At 66.4% G+C, this 14811-nt stretch carries 12 protein-coding genes; 4 read left to right on the plus strand and 8 right to left on the minus strand.

Annotation, left to right across the window (positions count from 1 at the left end; genetic code table 11):
- The gene (locus RTX79_RS01090) at window positions 1-465 is read right to left on the minus strand and encodes a c-type cytochrome (RefSeq protein WP_057687402.1); all 465 of its coding nucleotides are present in this window, start codon (window positions 463-465) and stop codon (window positions 1-3) included.
- Between the two features lie 11 nt (window positions 466-476).
- Window positions 477-884 (minus strand): c-type cytochrome, encoded by a 408-nt coding sequence (locus RTX79_RS01095; protein ID WP_042614923.1) that lies wholly within the window; start codon window positions 882-884, stop codon window positions 477-479.
- 203 nt (window positions 885-1087) lie between these two features.
- On the opposite strand from RTX79_RS01095, the gene RTX79_RS01100 reads away from it, so the two are divergent.
- Genes RTX79_RS01100 through RTX79_RS01110 form a run of 3 tightly spaced genes read left to right on the plus strand, consistent with a single transcriptional unit; the run spans window position 1088 to window position 8849 of the window.
- The gene (locus tag RTX79_RS01100; RefSeq protein ID WP_309686265.1) at window positions 1088-2242 is read left to right on the plus strand and encodes an efflux RND transporter periplasmic adaptor subunit; all 1155 of its coding nucleotides are present in this window, start codon (window positions 1088-1090) and stop codon (window positions 2240-2242) included.
- Entirely contained in the window at window positions 2239-5772 is a 3534-nt protein-coding gene (locus RTX79_RS01105) for an efflux RND transporter permease subunit (protein WP_312681154.1), read from the plus strand. Before RTX79_RS01100 ends, RTX79_RS01105 begins: the two co-directional genes overlap by 4 nt.
- Window positions 5769-8849: an efflux RND transporter permease subunit gene (locus tag RTX79_RS01110; RefSeq protein ID WP_312681156.1), complete on the plus strand. Its 3081-nt coding sequence runs from the start codon at window positions 5769-5771 to the stop codon at window positions 8847-8849. The genes RTX79_RS01105 and RTX79_RS01110 overlap by 4 nt, the downstream gene beginning before the upstream one ends.
- A gap of 94 nt (window positions 8850-8943) precedes the next feature.
- Here the strand turns inward: RTX79_RS01110 and RTX79_RS01115 are convergent, their stop codons facing one another.
- The 6 genes from RTX79_RS01115 to ykgO all read right to left on the minus strand — a co-directional run bounded on the left by RTX79_RS01115 (window position 8944) and on the right by ykgO (window position 13863).
- On the minus strand, window positions 8944-10194 hold the full coding sequence (locus RTX79_RS01115) for a TraB/GumN family protein (RefSeq protein ID WP_312681158.1): 1251 nt from the start codon (window positions 10192-10194) through the stop codon (window positions 8944-8946).
- 4 nt (window positions 10195-10198) lie between these two features.
- The gene (locus RTX79_RS01120) at window positions 10199-10729 is read right to left on the minus strand and encodes a GNAT family N-acetyltransferase (protein WP_057687407.1); all 531 of its coding nucleotides are present in this window, start codon (window positions 10727-10729) and stop codon (window positions 10199-10201) included.
- 22 nt (window positions 10730-10751) lie between these two features.
- The gene (locus tag RTX79_RS01125) at window positions 10752-11639 is read right to left on the minus strand and encodes a carbon-nitrogen hydrolase (protein WP_309686239.1); all 888 of its coding nucleotides are present in this window, start codon (window positions 11637-11639) and stop codon (window positions 10752-10754) included.
- Between the two features lie 556 nt (window positions 11640-12195).
- Window positions 12196-13236, minus strand: a complete 1041-nt coding sequence (locus RTX79_RS01130) for an agmatine deiminase family protein (protein WP_312681162.1) — start codon at window positions 13234-13236, stop codon at window positions 12196-12198.
- 42 nt (window positions 13237-13278) lie between these two features.
- Complete coding sequence (locus RTX79_RS01135; protein WP_309686235.1) at window positions 13279-13608, minus strand: hypothetical protein; 330 nt, start codon at window positions 13606-13608, stop codon at window positions 13279-13281.
- 129 nt (window positions 13609-13737) lie between these two features.
- Complete coding sequence (ykgO, locus tag RTX79_RS01140; RefSeq protein ID WP_005409283.1) at window positions 13738-13863, minus strand: type B 50S ribosomal protein L36; 126 nt, start codon at window positions 13861-13863, stop codon at window positions 13738-13740.
- A 208-nt stretch (window positions 13864-14071) separates the two neighbouring features.
- Here ykgO and cmk point away from each other — a divergent pair, with 208 nt between their 5' ends.
- Window positions 14072-14749: a (d)CMP kinase gene (cmk, locus tag RTX79_RS01145; RefSeq protein WP_057506687.1), complete on the plus strand. Its 678-nt coding sequence runs from the start codon at window positions 14072-14074 to the stop codon at window positions 14747-14749.
- Window positions 14750-14811 lie beyond the last annotated feature (62 nt).

The following is a 14811-nucleotide window of genomic DNA, read 5'->3' on the forward strand; positions in this document are numbered from 1 at the left end:
TCATTTCACCCCGTGCAGGTCACGCAGCTGGGTCGGGCGTGAAGCGAAATAGGCCGCCAGGTCGGCGATCTCCTGATCACTGATGCCGGTCGCCTGCGGGGTCATCAACGCGTGCTGCCGATCGCCCGAACGATAGGCCTGCAGCGCGTGCGCCAGGTAATCACTGTATTGCCCCCCCAGCTTGGGGTAGGTCGGGTCGATCGGCGCATTGCCGTCGGCACCGTGGCAGTCGATGCAGCTCTGCCCGGTGGCCTTGCCCTTGACCTGCGCACGGGCCTCACCGGCGGCGAGGCGACCGGCCGGCAGCCCGGCCGACGATGAAGGGGCGGGGAGATCACCACTGGCCTGGCCCGGCTGGTCGGGCGACTGCGTGCTGCTGTCTTCATGCGACGGCGAGCAGGCGGCCATCAGGACGGCGACGGACAAGGCGATGGCATGACGCGTGAACTGCGCGGCTTTCGACATGTAGGCGTGCCTTACTTGACGGTGGACAGGTAAACAGCGAGATCGGCGATCTCCTGTTCGCTGAAGCTCATCGACTGCGCCTGCATGGTCGGATGACGACGCTTGCCATGGCGGTACTCGGTGAGGGCCTGCAGCAGGTACTGCTCGCTCTGCCCGCCGATTTTCGGCACGCGGTAGCTGGGGTAGGCGTTCTTGTAACCGGTGATGCCGTGGCAGCCCTGGCAGGTGTACGCCAGGACCCGGCCGTTGTCGAAATTGCCGGTGAGGGCGGCGGCCGGCGCGGGTGCCTGCGGGGCCGGAAGCGGCGCCGGAGCGGCAGGGGCGGACGGGGGTGAAGCAGGAGCGGGAGCGGCCACGGCGGCCCCGAAGGGCAGGAGGACGGCCAGAGCAAGACAAGCGGCGAGCGGCTGCGGGCGCATGATGTCGTTTCCGGGCTACGGGTCTGGTCGTTCCGGCGTGGGGTACGGAACGGCCCGAGTATAGCGGCTCGTTTCATGTTGCTGAAATGGGGTCGGCCCGACCGACGGCGTGAAGTCACCGTGACCTTTGGGATATGGTGTACCCGTGAGGTGGTGCATTACTTTGCTACCACACCTGTTCACGTATCCCCAGGGACCCGACGATGTCACGCCATGCCTTCCTGCCCGCCGGCCGCAGCGGAATCTGCGCCGCCGCGCTGCTCATCTCCACCACGCTGCTGATGTCCGGCTGCGCGGGTGGCCCCAACAACGAAGCAAAGGCAGCGGACGGCAAGGACGGCAAGTCCGAACAGAAGAAGGTCGATGCCGTGCCGGTGGAAGTGGCGGTGGCCAGCCATCGCGGCGTGGCCGCCAGCTACACCGGCACCGCTGCGCTGGAGCCGCGCGCCGAATCGCAGGTGGTGGCCAAGACCTCCGGCGTGGCGCTGGCCGTGCTGGTCGAAGAAGGCCAGCAGGTGCGCGCCGGGCAGCCGCTGGTGCGGCTGGATCCGGACCGCGCGCGGCTGGCGGTGGCACAGAGTGAAGCGGTGATGCGCAAGCTGGAAAACAACTACCAGCGCGCCAACCGCCTGGTGGGCCAGCAGATGGTCAGCGCCGCCGATGTCGACCAGCTGCGTTACGACGTGGAGAACGCCCGCGCGCAGTATCGGCTGGCCACGTTGGAACTCTCCTACACCACGGTCACCGCACCGATCTCCGGAGTGATCGCCTCGCGTTCGATCAAGACCGGCAACTTCGTGCAGATCAACACGCCGATCTTCCGCATCGTCGACAACTCGCGGCTGGAAGCCACGCTCAACGTGCCCGAACGCGAGCTGGCCACGCTGCGTGCCGGCCAGCCGGTGACCCTGCTGGCCGACGCTCTGCCGGGCAAGCGCTTCACCGGCCAGGTCGATCGCATCTCGCCGGTCGTCGATTCCGGCAGCGGCACGTTCCGCGTGGTGAGCACCTTCGACGGCGGCGCGCAGTCGCTGCAGCCGGGCATGTTCGGCCGCATCCGCATTGATTACGACCAGCGCGCCGATGCCCTGGTGGTGCCGCGCCTGGCCCTGCTCGACGATGGTGACCCGGCCGTGTTCCGCGTGCGCGCCGGCAAGGTCGCGCGGGTGCCGGTGACGCTGGGCTACGCCGAAGGCGCCTGGGTGGAAGTGCGTGAGGGCCTGGCGGCAGGCGACCAGGTGGTTACCGCCGGCAAGGTCGCGCTGCGCGACGGCACCGCGGTGCAGGTGATCGTGCCCGCCGATCCAAAGCAGGTGGCCAAGGCCACGCCGGCTGCCAAGGCAGGGAGCGCCCCATGACATCGGCCGGTAACGACCACGGTCGCGACCCCCACCAGGGCCACGACCCCGGCAGCATGGGCGGCGGCCTGGTGGAGTTCGCCACCCGCCGCCGCGTGACCATCGCCATGTGCACGGTCACCCTGATCCTGTTCGGGCTGATAGCGCTGAACAGCCTGAAGGTCAACCTGCTGCCGGACCTGAGCTATCCCACGCTGACGGTGCGCACCGAGTACACCGGCGCGGCACCGTCTGAAATCGAAACCCTGATCTCCGAGCCGGTCGAAGAAGCGGTCGGCGTGGTCAAGAACCTGCGCAAGCTGAAGTCGATCTCGCGCACCGGCCAGAGCGATGTGGTGCTGGAGTTCGCCTGGGGCACCAACATGGACCAGGCCAGCCTGGAGGTGCGCGACAAGATGGAAGCGCTGAACCTGCCACTGGAGGCCAAGGCCCCGGTGCTGCTGCGCTTCAATCCTTCGACCGAACCGATCATGCGGCTGGTGATTTCCAGCAAGGATGCACCGGTTACCGACGCCGAGGCGATCCGCGAACTGACCGGCCTGCGCCGCTACGCCGACGAAGACCTGAAGAAGAAGCTGGAACCGGTCACCGGCGTGGCCGCAGTGAAGGTCGGCGGTGGCCTGGAAGACGAGATCCAGGTGGACATCGACCAGCAGAAGCTGGCGCAGCTGAACCTGCCGATCGACACCGTCATCCAGCGCCTGAAAGAGGAGAACATCAACATCTCCGGCGGCCGCCTGGAAGAGGGGTCGCAGCGTTTCCTGGTGCGTACCGTCAACCAGTTCGTCGATCTGGAAGAGATCCGCAACCTGCTGATCACCACCCAGTCGTCCAATGGCAGCGCAGCCGATTCGGCGATGGCGCAGATGTTCGCCATCGCTGCGGCGACCGGCTCGGATGCGGCGATGTCGGCCGCATCGGCGGCGCAGAGTGCCTCGGGCGGCAATTCCAGCGTCATCGCCAACGGCGTGCCGGTGCGGCTCAAGGACGTTGCCACGGTGCGCCAGGGGTACAAGGAACGCGAGGCGATCATCCGGCTGGGCGGCAAGGAAGCGGTGGAGCTGGCGATCTACAAGGAAGGCGATGCCAATACCGTGGCTACCGCCGAGGCCCTGCGCGCGCGGCTGGAGCAGATCAAGACCACCTTCCCGTCCGATGCCGAGCTCACCACCGTCGAAGACCAGTCGCGCTTCATCGAACACGCGATCAGCGACGTCAAGAAGGATGCGGTGATCGGCGGACTGCTGGCCATCCTGATCATCTTCCTGTTCCTGCGCGATGGCTGGAGCACCTTCGTCATCAGCCTGTCGCTGCCGGTGTCGATCATCGCCACGTTCTTCTTCATGGGCCAGCTGGGCCTGAGCTTGAACGTGATGTCGCTGGGCGGCCTGGCCCTGGCCACCGGCCTGGTGGTGGACGATTCCATCGTGGTGCTGGAGAGCATCGCCAAGGCACGCGAACGCGGGCTGGGCGTGCTGCAGGCCGCCATCGCGGGGACGCGGGAGGTGAGCATGGCGGTGGTGGCGTCCACCCTGACCACCATCGCGGTGTTCCTGCCGCTGGTGTTCGTCGATGGCATCGCCGGGCAGTTGTTCCGCGACCAGGCGCTGACCGTGGCGATCGCCATCGCGATCTCGCTGCTGGTGTCGATGACCCTGATCCCGATGCTGAGCTCACTGAAGGGCCGCCCGCCGCTGGCGTTCCCGGAGGAACAGGCGGGCGAGGCCTGGCGTCCGCAGAACCGCTGGTTGAAGCCGGTGGCCGGTGGCCGTCGCGGCTTCGTGGCCGCGCTGCGCTGGAGCTTCTTCGGCGCAGCCTGGGCGGTGGTGCGCGTGTGGCGCGGCATCGTGGCGGTGGTCGGCCCGGTGATGCGCAAGGCCAGCGACATGGCGATGAAACCGTATGCCGGTGCCGAACGCGGTTACCTGCGCCTGCTGCCCAGTGCGCTGGCCCATCCGGGCAAGGTGCTGGGGCTGGCGGCACTGGCCTTCGTGGCCACCATGGCACTGGTGCCGATGCTCGGCGCGGACCTGATCCCGCAGCTGGCGCAGGACCGCTTCGAGATGACCGTGAAGCTGCCGGCCGGCACGCCGCTGAAGCAGACCGATGCGCTGGTGCGCGAACTGCAGCTGGCGCATGGCGATGGCAAGCAGGCTGCCGGTGAAGGCATCGCCTCGCTGTACGGGGTGAGTGGCGCCGGCACCCGGCTGGATGCCAGCCCGACCGAAAGCGGCGAGAACATCGGCAAGCTGACCGTGGTGATGGAAGGCGGCGGTGATGCACGCAGCGAAGCGGCCATCACCGAACGCCTGCGCGACACCATGGCCTCGCATCCCGGCGTGCAGGTGGACTTCGCACGACCGGCGTTGTTCAGTTTCTCCACGCCGCTGGAAATCGAGCTGCGCGGACAGGACATGGCCTCGCTGGAGCAGGCCGGGCAGCGGCTGGCGGCGATGCTGCGCAACAACGCGCACTACGCCGACGTCAAATCCACCGTGGAAGAGGGCTTCCCGGAAATCCAGATCCGCTTCGACCAGGAGCGCGCCGGTGCACTGGGCCTGACCACCCGCCAGATCGCCGATGTGGTGGTCAAGAAAGTGCGCGGCGATGTCGCCACCCGTTACAGCTTCCGCGATCGCAAGATCGATGTGCTGGTGCGTGCGCAGCAGGGCGACCGGGCCAGCGTGGACAGCATCCGCCGGCTGATCGTCAATCCCGGCAGCACCCGTCCGGTGACCCTGGACGCGGTGGCTGAAGTGGTCGCCACCACCGGCCCGAGCGAGATCCATCGCGCCGACCAGACGCGGGTGGCGGTGGTATCGGCCAACCTGCGCGACATCGACCTGGGCGGTGCTATGCGCGAAGTGCAGGCGATGGTGGCCGAACAGCCGCTGGGCGCGGCGGTGGGCATGCACATCGGCGGGCAGGGCGAGGAGCTGGAAGAATCCGCGCGCTCGCTGATCTTCGCCTTCGGGCTGGCGATCTTCCTGGTGTACCTGGTGATGGCCTCGCAGTTCGAATCGCTGCTGCATCCGTTCGTGATCCTGTTCACCATCCCGCTGGCCCTGGTCGGCGCGGTGCTGGCGCTGCTGCTGAGCGGCAAGCCGATCTCGGTGGTGGTGTTCATCGGCCTGATCCTGCTGGTGGGGCTGGTGACCAAGAACGCGATCATCCTGATCGACAAGGTCAACCAGCTGCGCGAAGCCGGCGTGGCCAAGCACGAGGCGCTGGTGGAAGGCGCACGTTCGCGCCTGCGTCCGATCATCATGACCACCCTGTGCACGCTGTTCGGCTTCCTGCCGCTGGCAGTGGCGATGGGCGAGGGCGCCGAAGTGCGCGCGCCGATGGCGATCACCGTGATCGGTGGCCTGCTGGTGTCCACCCTGCTGACGCTGCTGGTGATTCCGGTGGTGTATGACCTGATGGACCGCAAGGGTGATGCGTACTACCGCGAGCGCGGCCGCAAGCTGGCCCACGATGCAGGCTTCGATGCGCCCGACGCCGGGCAGGGACGGGAGGAGCCGGCATGAGCATCGCCGAGTTCTCCATCCGCCGCCCGGTCACCACCATCATGTGTTTCGTGTCACTGGTGGTGGTGGGACTGATCGCCTCGTTCCGGCTGCCGCTGGAGGCGCTACCGGACATCACCGCACCGTTCCTGTTCGTGCAGATTCCCTACACCGGCTCCACCCCTGAAGAGGTGGAGCGCACCTTGATCCGCCCGGTGGAAGAAAGCCTGGCGACGATGACCGGGATCAAGCGGATGCGTTCGTCGGCCACCTCCGAAGGGGCCAACATCTTCATCGAGTTCAGTGACTGGGACCGCGACATCGCCATCGCCGCGTCCGATGCACGCGAGCGCATCGACGCCATCCGCACCGACCTGCCCGACGACCTGCAGCGCTACAACGTGTTCAAGTGGTCCAGCAGCGACGAACCGGTGCTGAAGGTACGCCTGGCCAGCGATACCGACCTGACCGGCGCGTACGACATGCTGGACCGCGAATTCAAGCGGCGCATCGAACGGATCCCCGGCGTGGCCCGGGTCAACATCTCCGGCGCACCACCGAACGAGGTGGAGATCGCGATCGATCCGAACCGGCTGAACGCACATGGGCTGAGCATCAACGAACTCAGCGAGCGCCTGCGCACGTTGAACTTCTCCTTGTCGGCCGGGCAGATCGACGACAACGGCCAGCGCGTGCGCGTGCAGCCGGTGGGCGAAATCACCGACCTGCAGGAAATGCGCGACCTGGTGATCAACGCCAAGGGACTGCGCCTGGGCGACATCGCCGAGGTGCGCCTGAAGCCGACCCGCATGAGCTATGGCCGTCGCCTGGATGGCAATCCGGCGATCGGCCTGGACATCTTCAAGGAGCGCAGCGCCAACCTGGTGGAAGTCTCGCGCGCTGCGCTGGCCGAAGTGGAGGCGATCCGCGCGCAGCCGAGCATGCGCGATGTGCAGATCAAGGTCATCGACAACCAGGGCAAGACGGTGACGTCCTCGCTGCTGGAATTGGCCGAAGCCGGTGCGGTCGGCCTGATCCTGTCGGTCACCGTGCTGTTCTTCTTCCTGCGCCACTGGCCGTCCACGCTGATGGTGACCCTGGCCATCCCGATCTGCTTCATCATCACCCTGGGCTTCATGTACTTCGTCGGGGTGACGCTGAACATCCTGACCATGATGGGCCTGCTGCTGGCGGTGGGCATGCTGGTGGACAACGCCGTGGTGGTGGTGGAAAGCATCTACCAGGAACGCGAGCGGATGCCCGACCAGCCGCGGCTGGCCTCGATCATCGGCACCCGCAACGTGGCCATCGCGCTCAGCGCGGGCACCCTGTGCCACTGCATCGTGTTCATCCCGAACCTGTTCGGTGAAACCAACAACATCAGCATCTTCATGTCGCAGATCGCGATCACCATCTCGGTGTCCCTGCTGGCGTCCTGGCTGGTGGCGGTGAGCCTGATCCCGATGCTGTCCGCGCGCATGGACACGCCCAAGCTGCTGCATTCCAAGACCGGCGTCATCGCGCGCCTGCAGGGCCGGTATGCGGTGCTGCTGGACTGGACCCTGCGCCACCGTGGCTGGAGCCTGCTCGGCATCCTGCTGGTGGTGCTGGTCAGCCTGGTGCCGATGAAGCTGACCAAGGTGGACATGTTCGGTGGCGAAGGCGGCAAGGACGTGTTCATCGGCTACATGTGGAAGAGCGCCTACACCTACCGGCAGATGTCCGATGAAGTGAAGCGCGTGGAAGACTGGCTGGATGCCAACCGCGAGCGGCTGCACATCACCCAGGTGTATTCCTGGTACAGCGAAGACGAGGGCAGTTCCACCATCGTGACCCTGGACGAGGCGCACGCTGGTGGCCTCAAGGCGATCCAGGAGGAACTGCGCAAGGGCCTGCCGAAGTCCGCGCGTGCCGATTACTTCGTCGGCAACCAGGGCGGTGATTCCGGCGGCAGCAACAGCGGCGTGCAGGTGCAGCTGGTCGGTGATTCCAGTTCGATGCTGCAGGAGATCGGCGAGGAAGTCCTGCCGCTGCTGGCGCAGCGCAAGGAACTGCGCGACGTGCGCATCGACAACGGCGAGAAGGGCAGCGAGCTGGCGATCAAGGTCGACCGCGAGCGTGCGGCCGCGTTCGGCTTCAACGCCGAACAGGTGGCCAGTTTCGTCGGCCTGGCGCTGCGTGGCGCCCCGATGCGCGAGTTCCGCCGCGGTGACAACGAAGTGCCGGTATGGGTGCGTTTCGCCGGCGCCGAACAGAGTACGCCGGAGGACCTGGATGGCTTCAGCGTGCGCACCGGCGATGGCCGCACCGTGCCACTGCTGAGCCTGGTCTCGGTGGAGATCCTGTCCTCGGCCACGCAGATCGGCCGCACCAACCGGCAGACCACGCTGACCATCAAGGCCAACCTGGCCGACAAGGTCACCGCCCCGGATGGGCGCAAGGCGATCGAGGCGGTGCTCAAGCCGATGAACTTCCCGGCCGGCTACAGCTTCAGCTTCGACGGCGGCGACTTCGGCAACGATGACGAGGCGATGCAGCAGATGCTGTTCAACCTGGTGATCGCGCTGCTGATGATCTACGTGGTGATGGCCGCTGTGTTCGAGTCGCTGCTGTTCCCGGCGGCGATCATGAGCGGGGTGCTGTTCTCGATCTTCGGCGTGTTCTGGCTGTTCTGGCTGACCGGCACCTCGTTCGGCATCATGTCCTTCATCGGCATCCTGGTGCTGATGGGCGTGGTGGTGAACAACGGCATCGTGATGATCGAGCACATCAACAACCTGCGCCGGCGCGGCATGGCCCGTACCCAGGCGCTGGTGGAGGGCTCACGTGAACGCCTGCGCCCGATCATGATGACGATGGGCACGGCGATCCTGGCGATGGTGCCGATCTCGCTCACCGACACGCAGATGTTCGGCGATGGCCCGCCGTACTACCCGATGGCGCGCGCGATTGCCGGCGGGCTGGCGTTCTCCACGGTGGTCAGCCTGCTGTTCCTGCCGACCATCTACGCGGTGCTGGATGATGCACGCAGTGCGGCGGCGCGGTTGATCGGCAAGGCCCGCGGCCGGGGCGTGGACACCCCGGTGGTGGAAGCCTGAACCGCGGAACGGGTAGCGCCGAGCCATGCTCGGCGGGATGTCCGGGCCAAAAGCCCGCTGCACTCGCCGACCCTGGGTCGGCGCTACCCCTTCTTCATGCGGCGACCTTGCCCCATACCTGGAAACCGGTCAGCCACAGGCCCAGCATGCTGCCGATATTGGTCAGCATGAAGGTCAGCACCACGCGGGTGACGCGGTTGCGGTACCAGCCCTTCAGGCTCTGCGCATCGTCGCGCAGCTTGAGGAAATCCTCGTAGGCCGGCTTGCGCAGGCGCGCTTCCACCAGCGCGGCGAAGGCGCCGGTGGGAATGCTCAGGCGGAACGGTTTGAACGGTGCCACAACGATCGCGGTGAGGATGCTCAGCGGATGGCTGCCGGCCAGCAGGCAGCCCAGGCCGGCCAGGCCGCCGGTGTACATCGCCCAGGTCAGCAGCAGCTCGCCGCCCACGCCCAACCCGCCGCGGTAGAAACCCACACCGATGCCGGTCGCCACGATGGCCAGGATGGCCAGCGTGAACCAGGGAATGTTGCGCTTCTTCGCCACTTCTTCCAGCTGCGCGCGCAGCGGTACCGGCGCGTCGTGGTCGGTTTCCAGATACGTCGCCAGGCCGGCAAGATGGCCCGCACCGACCACCGCCAGCACCTCGCGCTGGGCAGGCACGGCACCCTGCAGGGCACGTTCCTCGCGCAGGCGGGTGGCCATGTAGCGGTCGCGCTCACCGATGATGGCGTCGTACAGCGCGGGGCTTTCCTTGGCGAACTCGCCGAAGCTGGACTCCAGCATGTCGCCCTGCTTGAGCTTTTCGATTTCGTCCGTGCCGACCTCGTCGGACGAGAACAGGCCGGCGGCCAGCCCGGTCATCAGCTTGATCTTGCCGAAGAAGCCCAGCTGCGCCGAAGCGCGCTTGAAGGTCAGCCCGACCTCACGGTCGATCAGGTGCACCGGCAGGCCCTGTTCCCGGGCCAGCAGCACCGCGCGCTTGAGTTCAGCGCCCGGCTCGATGCCCAGTTGTTCGGCCAACCGACGCTGGTATGCCGACAGCGCAAGGTTGGCGGCGAACAGCGCCACGCGGCCCTTGCGGATCACTTCCACCAGGTCCAGCTTGGCCAGCGTGTCCGGCTCGGTCAACGCCTGCAGGCGCTGCGGATCCAGTTCCACCGCGACCGCATCGAAGCGACCGCTGTGGATGGCCTTTTCCACCGCTTCCACGCTGGCGTGCGACACGTGCGCGGTGCCCAGCAGGGTGTAGCGCACGCCATCGCGTTCGACGATGCGCACCGGCTGGCCGGCAAACAGCGTATCGCCTGCGGCCGCGTCGGTGGAGGGAAGGAGGGTGTCAGTCATGCGTTTACTCGTTTGTTGGGGCGCTGTCAGCGCCATCGCCCAGTGCACGTTGCATCTGGACGGTGTCCAGCCAGCGGCCGTGCTTGCGGCCCAGGCCCTGGAACACGCCGACCAGATGGAAGCCGAAGCGCTCGTGCAGCTTGATGGAGGCGGTATTGGTGGGTTCGCCGATGACCGCGACCATCTGCCGGTAACCGCGCGCGGTGCAGGCATCGATCAGCGCCTGCAGCAGCGTGGTGCCGACGCGCTGGCCCTGGAAGCGCGCATCGACGTAGACCGAATTTTCCACCGTCCACTGGTAGGCCACGCGGGTGCGGTAGGTATTGGCGTAGGCATAGCCGGCCACCTCGCCGTCGACTTCGGCGACCAGGTAGGGGAAGCCACGGGCGACGATGTCCTGCATCCGTCGCTGCATTTCGGCCGCGTCCGGGATGTCGTACTCGTAGGTGTTGACGAAGTCGGTCACTTCCACCGCGTAGATCGCGGTGATCGCGGCGATGTCAGCCTCGCTGACATCACGGATAAGCACGGCCATGGGCGCAGGTTCCGGCAGGGAATCAGTCGATGTAACGCTTCAGCAGGTCGCCGTAGGCGTCGATGCGGCGGTCGCGCAGGAACGGCCAGATACGCCGCACGTGCTCGCTGCGCTGCAGGTCGACCTCGCACACCAGGATGGTTTCCTCGCCGCCGGCTTCGGCGATGAACTCGCCCTGCGGACCCAGCACGTGGCTGTTGCCCCAGAACTGGATGCCCGAGGCGCCCATCGGCGAAGGCTCATGGCCGACGCGGTTGCAGCTGAGCACCGGCACGCCATTGGCCACGGCATGGCCGCGGTGGCTGAGTACCCAGGCATCGCGCTGGCGGTTCTTTTCATCCTGCTGGTCATCCGGATCCCAGCCGATGGCGGTCGGATAGAGCAGCAGTTCGGCACCGGCCAGCGCCATCAGGCGCGCCGCTTCCGGATACCACTGATCCCAGCACACCAGCACGCCGAGGCGACCGACCGAGGTATCGATCGGGGTGAAGCCGAGGTCGCCCGGAGTGAAATAGAATTTTTCGTAGAAACCCGGGTCGTCCGGGATATGCATCTTGCGGTACTTGCCCAGCAGGCTGCCGTCCTTTTCGAACACCACTGCGGTGTTGTGGTACAGGCCGGCGGCACGGCGTTCGAACAGCGAGGCAACGATGACCACGCCGTGCTGCTTGGCCAGTGCGCCGATGCGCTCGGTGCTGGGCCCCGGGATCGGCTCGGCCAGGTCGAATTCGTCGACGCTTTCGTGCTGGCAGAAGTACGCGCCGTTATGCAGTTCCTGCAGCAGGATCAGCTTGGCACCCTGTGCGGCCGCTTCAGCGACGCGGGATTCGATCACGGCGAGGTTGGCGGCGGCATCACCGTGGTTGCGCTCCTGGATCAGGGCGACGGTAAGGGGCTGGCGGGGGCTCATCCGGAAGCGTTCCTGCGGGGGAAAACACGCATGTTAACGCGGATGGGGAAGGGCGGCGTGGTGGCGGCTGAATGATCGGTTTTTGCTGGCCTGCGGCCGGTAGAAGCCAAAGCGTAAAGCCGACGCGTAAAGGCAAAGCCGAAGTCAAAGCCAAAGCCAAAGCTGCAGGGCTGAGGGGTGGTGGGGCGGGGTGGGTTGGTGGGACACGCACAAGTACGTCCATGCAGCGCTTCGCGGCTCCTGCCGCTCAAGGTCCCACCAACCCACCCCGCCCCACCTTCGACAGGCCGGCGGTGGCCTTGGAGAAAGGACCAAGAAGGGGTCAGAGTCCTTTTCGTGCGAAAGGACTCTGACCCCCTGCCTCTGTTCTTTTATTTTCATACGTGGCTGGCGGCCACGGGAATTGTCCGAGGGCCGGGCGGTGGGGCTGGGCGGGGGCGTTGAGCGCCATGGAGGGCGCGAAACGAGGCCCGCAGGAGCGGCTTCTGCCGTCCCCCGACCAGCCCCACCGCCCGGCCCACCCAACGATGCGGTGTTACAGCCACCCACGAGGGGCTCAGCCGTTCGCCAGCAACCCCGCCGGCAGCTGCATCGTGATGCAATGCAGACTCCCGTTCTGCCAGATCAGCGACCGGCACGGCACCTGCACGATCTCCCGGTCCGGGAACGCCGCCGCCAGCACATCACGCGCCGCCTCGTCCGCCGCATCGCCATAAGTCGGCATCAGCACCGCACCATTGACGATCAGGAAGTTCGCGTAGGACGCCGCCAGGCGACGCCCTTCGTCCAGGACCGGCTGCGGCCACGGCAGCGGGAACAGGCGGTACGGCTGGCCATCGGCGGTACGCAGCGCGGCCAGTTCAGCACCCATCGCCTGCAGTTCCGCGTGGTGCGAATCAGACGCATCGTCGCAGGCCTGGTACACGATGCTGTCGGCCGAAGCAAAGCGCGCCAGCGTATCGATGTGGGCGTCGGTGTCGTCACCTTCCAGGTAGCCGTGGTCCAGCCACAGCACGCGGTCCTGCTGCAGCCAGTCAGTCAGGTCGGCGGACAGGCTGGCGCGGTCACGGTCCGGGTGGCGCTCGTGCAGGCACTTCCAGGTGGTCAGCAGGGTGCCCTGGCCATCGGTTTCAATGCCGCCGCCCTCCAGTGCGAAGGCAATGCTGCGCACCGGTGCGTCGTTGAACACGCGCGCGGCATCCAGCACGCCGACCAACTGGTCGTCCAGCGTGGCGTCGAACTTGCCGCCCCAGCCGGTGAAGCGGAAATCCAGCAGCTGGAAGCCGCCGTCCTTGCGCTGCAGGGTGATCGGGCCGGAATCGCGCAGCCAGGTGTCGTCGTAGGCTGCAGTGACGAAGCGCACGCGCTGCATGTCGATGCGGTTGGAGCGCAGCCGCATCTCGGCGTAGGTCTCCACGTCATCGTCGGCCACGCAGATCAGCACCGGCTGGAAGCGGGTGATCGCGGCTACCAGGGCGATGTAGGTCTCTTCCACCTGGCCCAGGCGGTCGGCCCAGTCGGTGTCGGCCGTCGGCCAGGCAATCAGGACGCCGCTCTGGGCTTCCCATTCGGCAGGAAAACGAAGGGTCTGGTTCATGGTCTCGCTTGGATGCGCCCGCGCAGGCGCGGGCCGGGTTCGTCAACGAATCGGCGGCTTGGGACCGATCTCGTTGGGGGCCGCCTTGTTGGCCACCACGTCGATCACCTTCTGCTTTTCGAAGTAGACGGTGAACTGCGGGTAGACCCAGCGGTTGATGGTCGGCCACTGGCGCTTCTGGCCGCCGCGGGCATCGAGCTGTTCAGCGGGTGAGCCGAACTGGCTCTGCACCTGCTGCATGCTCTGTCCACGCACGGGCAGGGCACCGGCCGGCTTGTCGGCGGCACGGTCGATCAGCAGGGTGTCGGCCAGCGCCGGCGTTGCGGCGGCCAGGGTGGCCAGCACGGCCAGGGACATCAGGTAACGCTTCATCTCGAGCTACTCCCCAGTGGTCAAGAACGGCGATTACAGCATAAACAAAGCAGAAAGCCGCCCGGAGGCGGCTTTCAGCATCAAACCGGCCCCGCGAAGGAACCGTGGACGGCCGTCAGGCCGGCCGACTCAGCGCTGGCGCGCCTTGAAACGCGGGTTCGACTTGCAGATGACGAAGATCTTGCCACGACGACGCACGACCTTGCAGTCACGGTGACGGGCCTTCGCCGACTTCAGGGAGGACAGAACTTTCATGGCATACCTCGGCGTACACGTTGAGTGTAAAAGTAAGTGTTCAGGTGGAGCGCGCCGCGATATGCCGGAGACAATACTGCGTTGACGCTCGTTCAAGCCCGCCATTCTACCGGGCTTTTCTCCATCGTTTCAAGTGGTTGCACAGACGGATCGCAGCAGCCGCTCAGGCTGGGGCTAGAATGGGGTCTTCACACCTGCTGGAAACCCCATGTCCGCACTCGCTCCCGTCCTCACCATCGACGGCCCTTCCGGGGCTGGCAAGGGTACCATCAGCCGCATCGTAGCCCGCCGGCTGGGCTGGCATTACCTGGATTCGGGCGCGCTGTACCGGGCGGTGGGCGTGGCCGCCAGCTGGGCCGACATCGATACCTCGGACGCCTCGGCGCTGGTGCGCTGCACCTTTGATACCAAGGTCCAGTTCGTGGAGCAGGGCGAGACCATGCGGGTGCTGGTCAACGGCACCGACGCCACCGACGAGCTGCGCCTGGAGACCACCGGGGCACTGGCCTCGGCGATTGCCGCCATTCCGGAGGTGCGCAGCGCATTGAAGGAACGCCAGCGCGCATTCAGGTTGGCGCCGGGCCTGGTCGCCGATGGCCGTGACATGGGCACCGTCATCTTCGCTGACGCCCCATTCAAGGTTTTCCTGACCGCCAGCGCCGAGGAGCGCGCCGAGCGCCGGCATAAGCAGTTGAATGACAAAGGGGTTTCTGTTAACTTTGATGACCTCCTGCGCGAGATCATGGCCCGCGACGCCCGTGATGCACAGCGCACTGTGGCGCCCCTGAAGCCGGCAGACGATGCCGTCCTCATCGATACCACTGGTATCGGCATCGATGATGTCGTTGCAAGAGTGATGGATCTGCTTCCGGTTTCGGCTGCCTGATCCGTTCGTACAGGAGTACCGCCAGCAGTCGTGGCGGTTGTCGCCGCCGCAAGGCGATACGT

It is taken from the genome of Stenotrophomonas chelatiphaga (assembly GCF_032054965.1).
GTDB lineage: Bacteria > Pseudomonadota > Gammaproteobacteria > Xanthomonadales > Xanthomonadaceae > Stenotrophomonas > Stenotrophomonas chelatiphaga.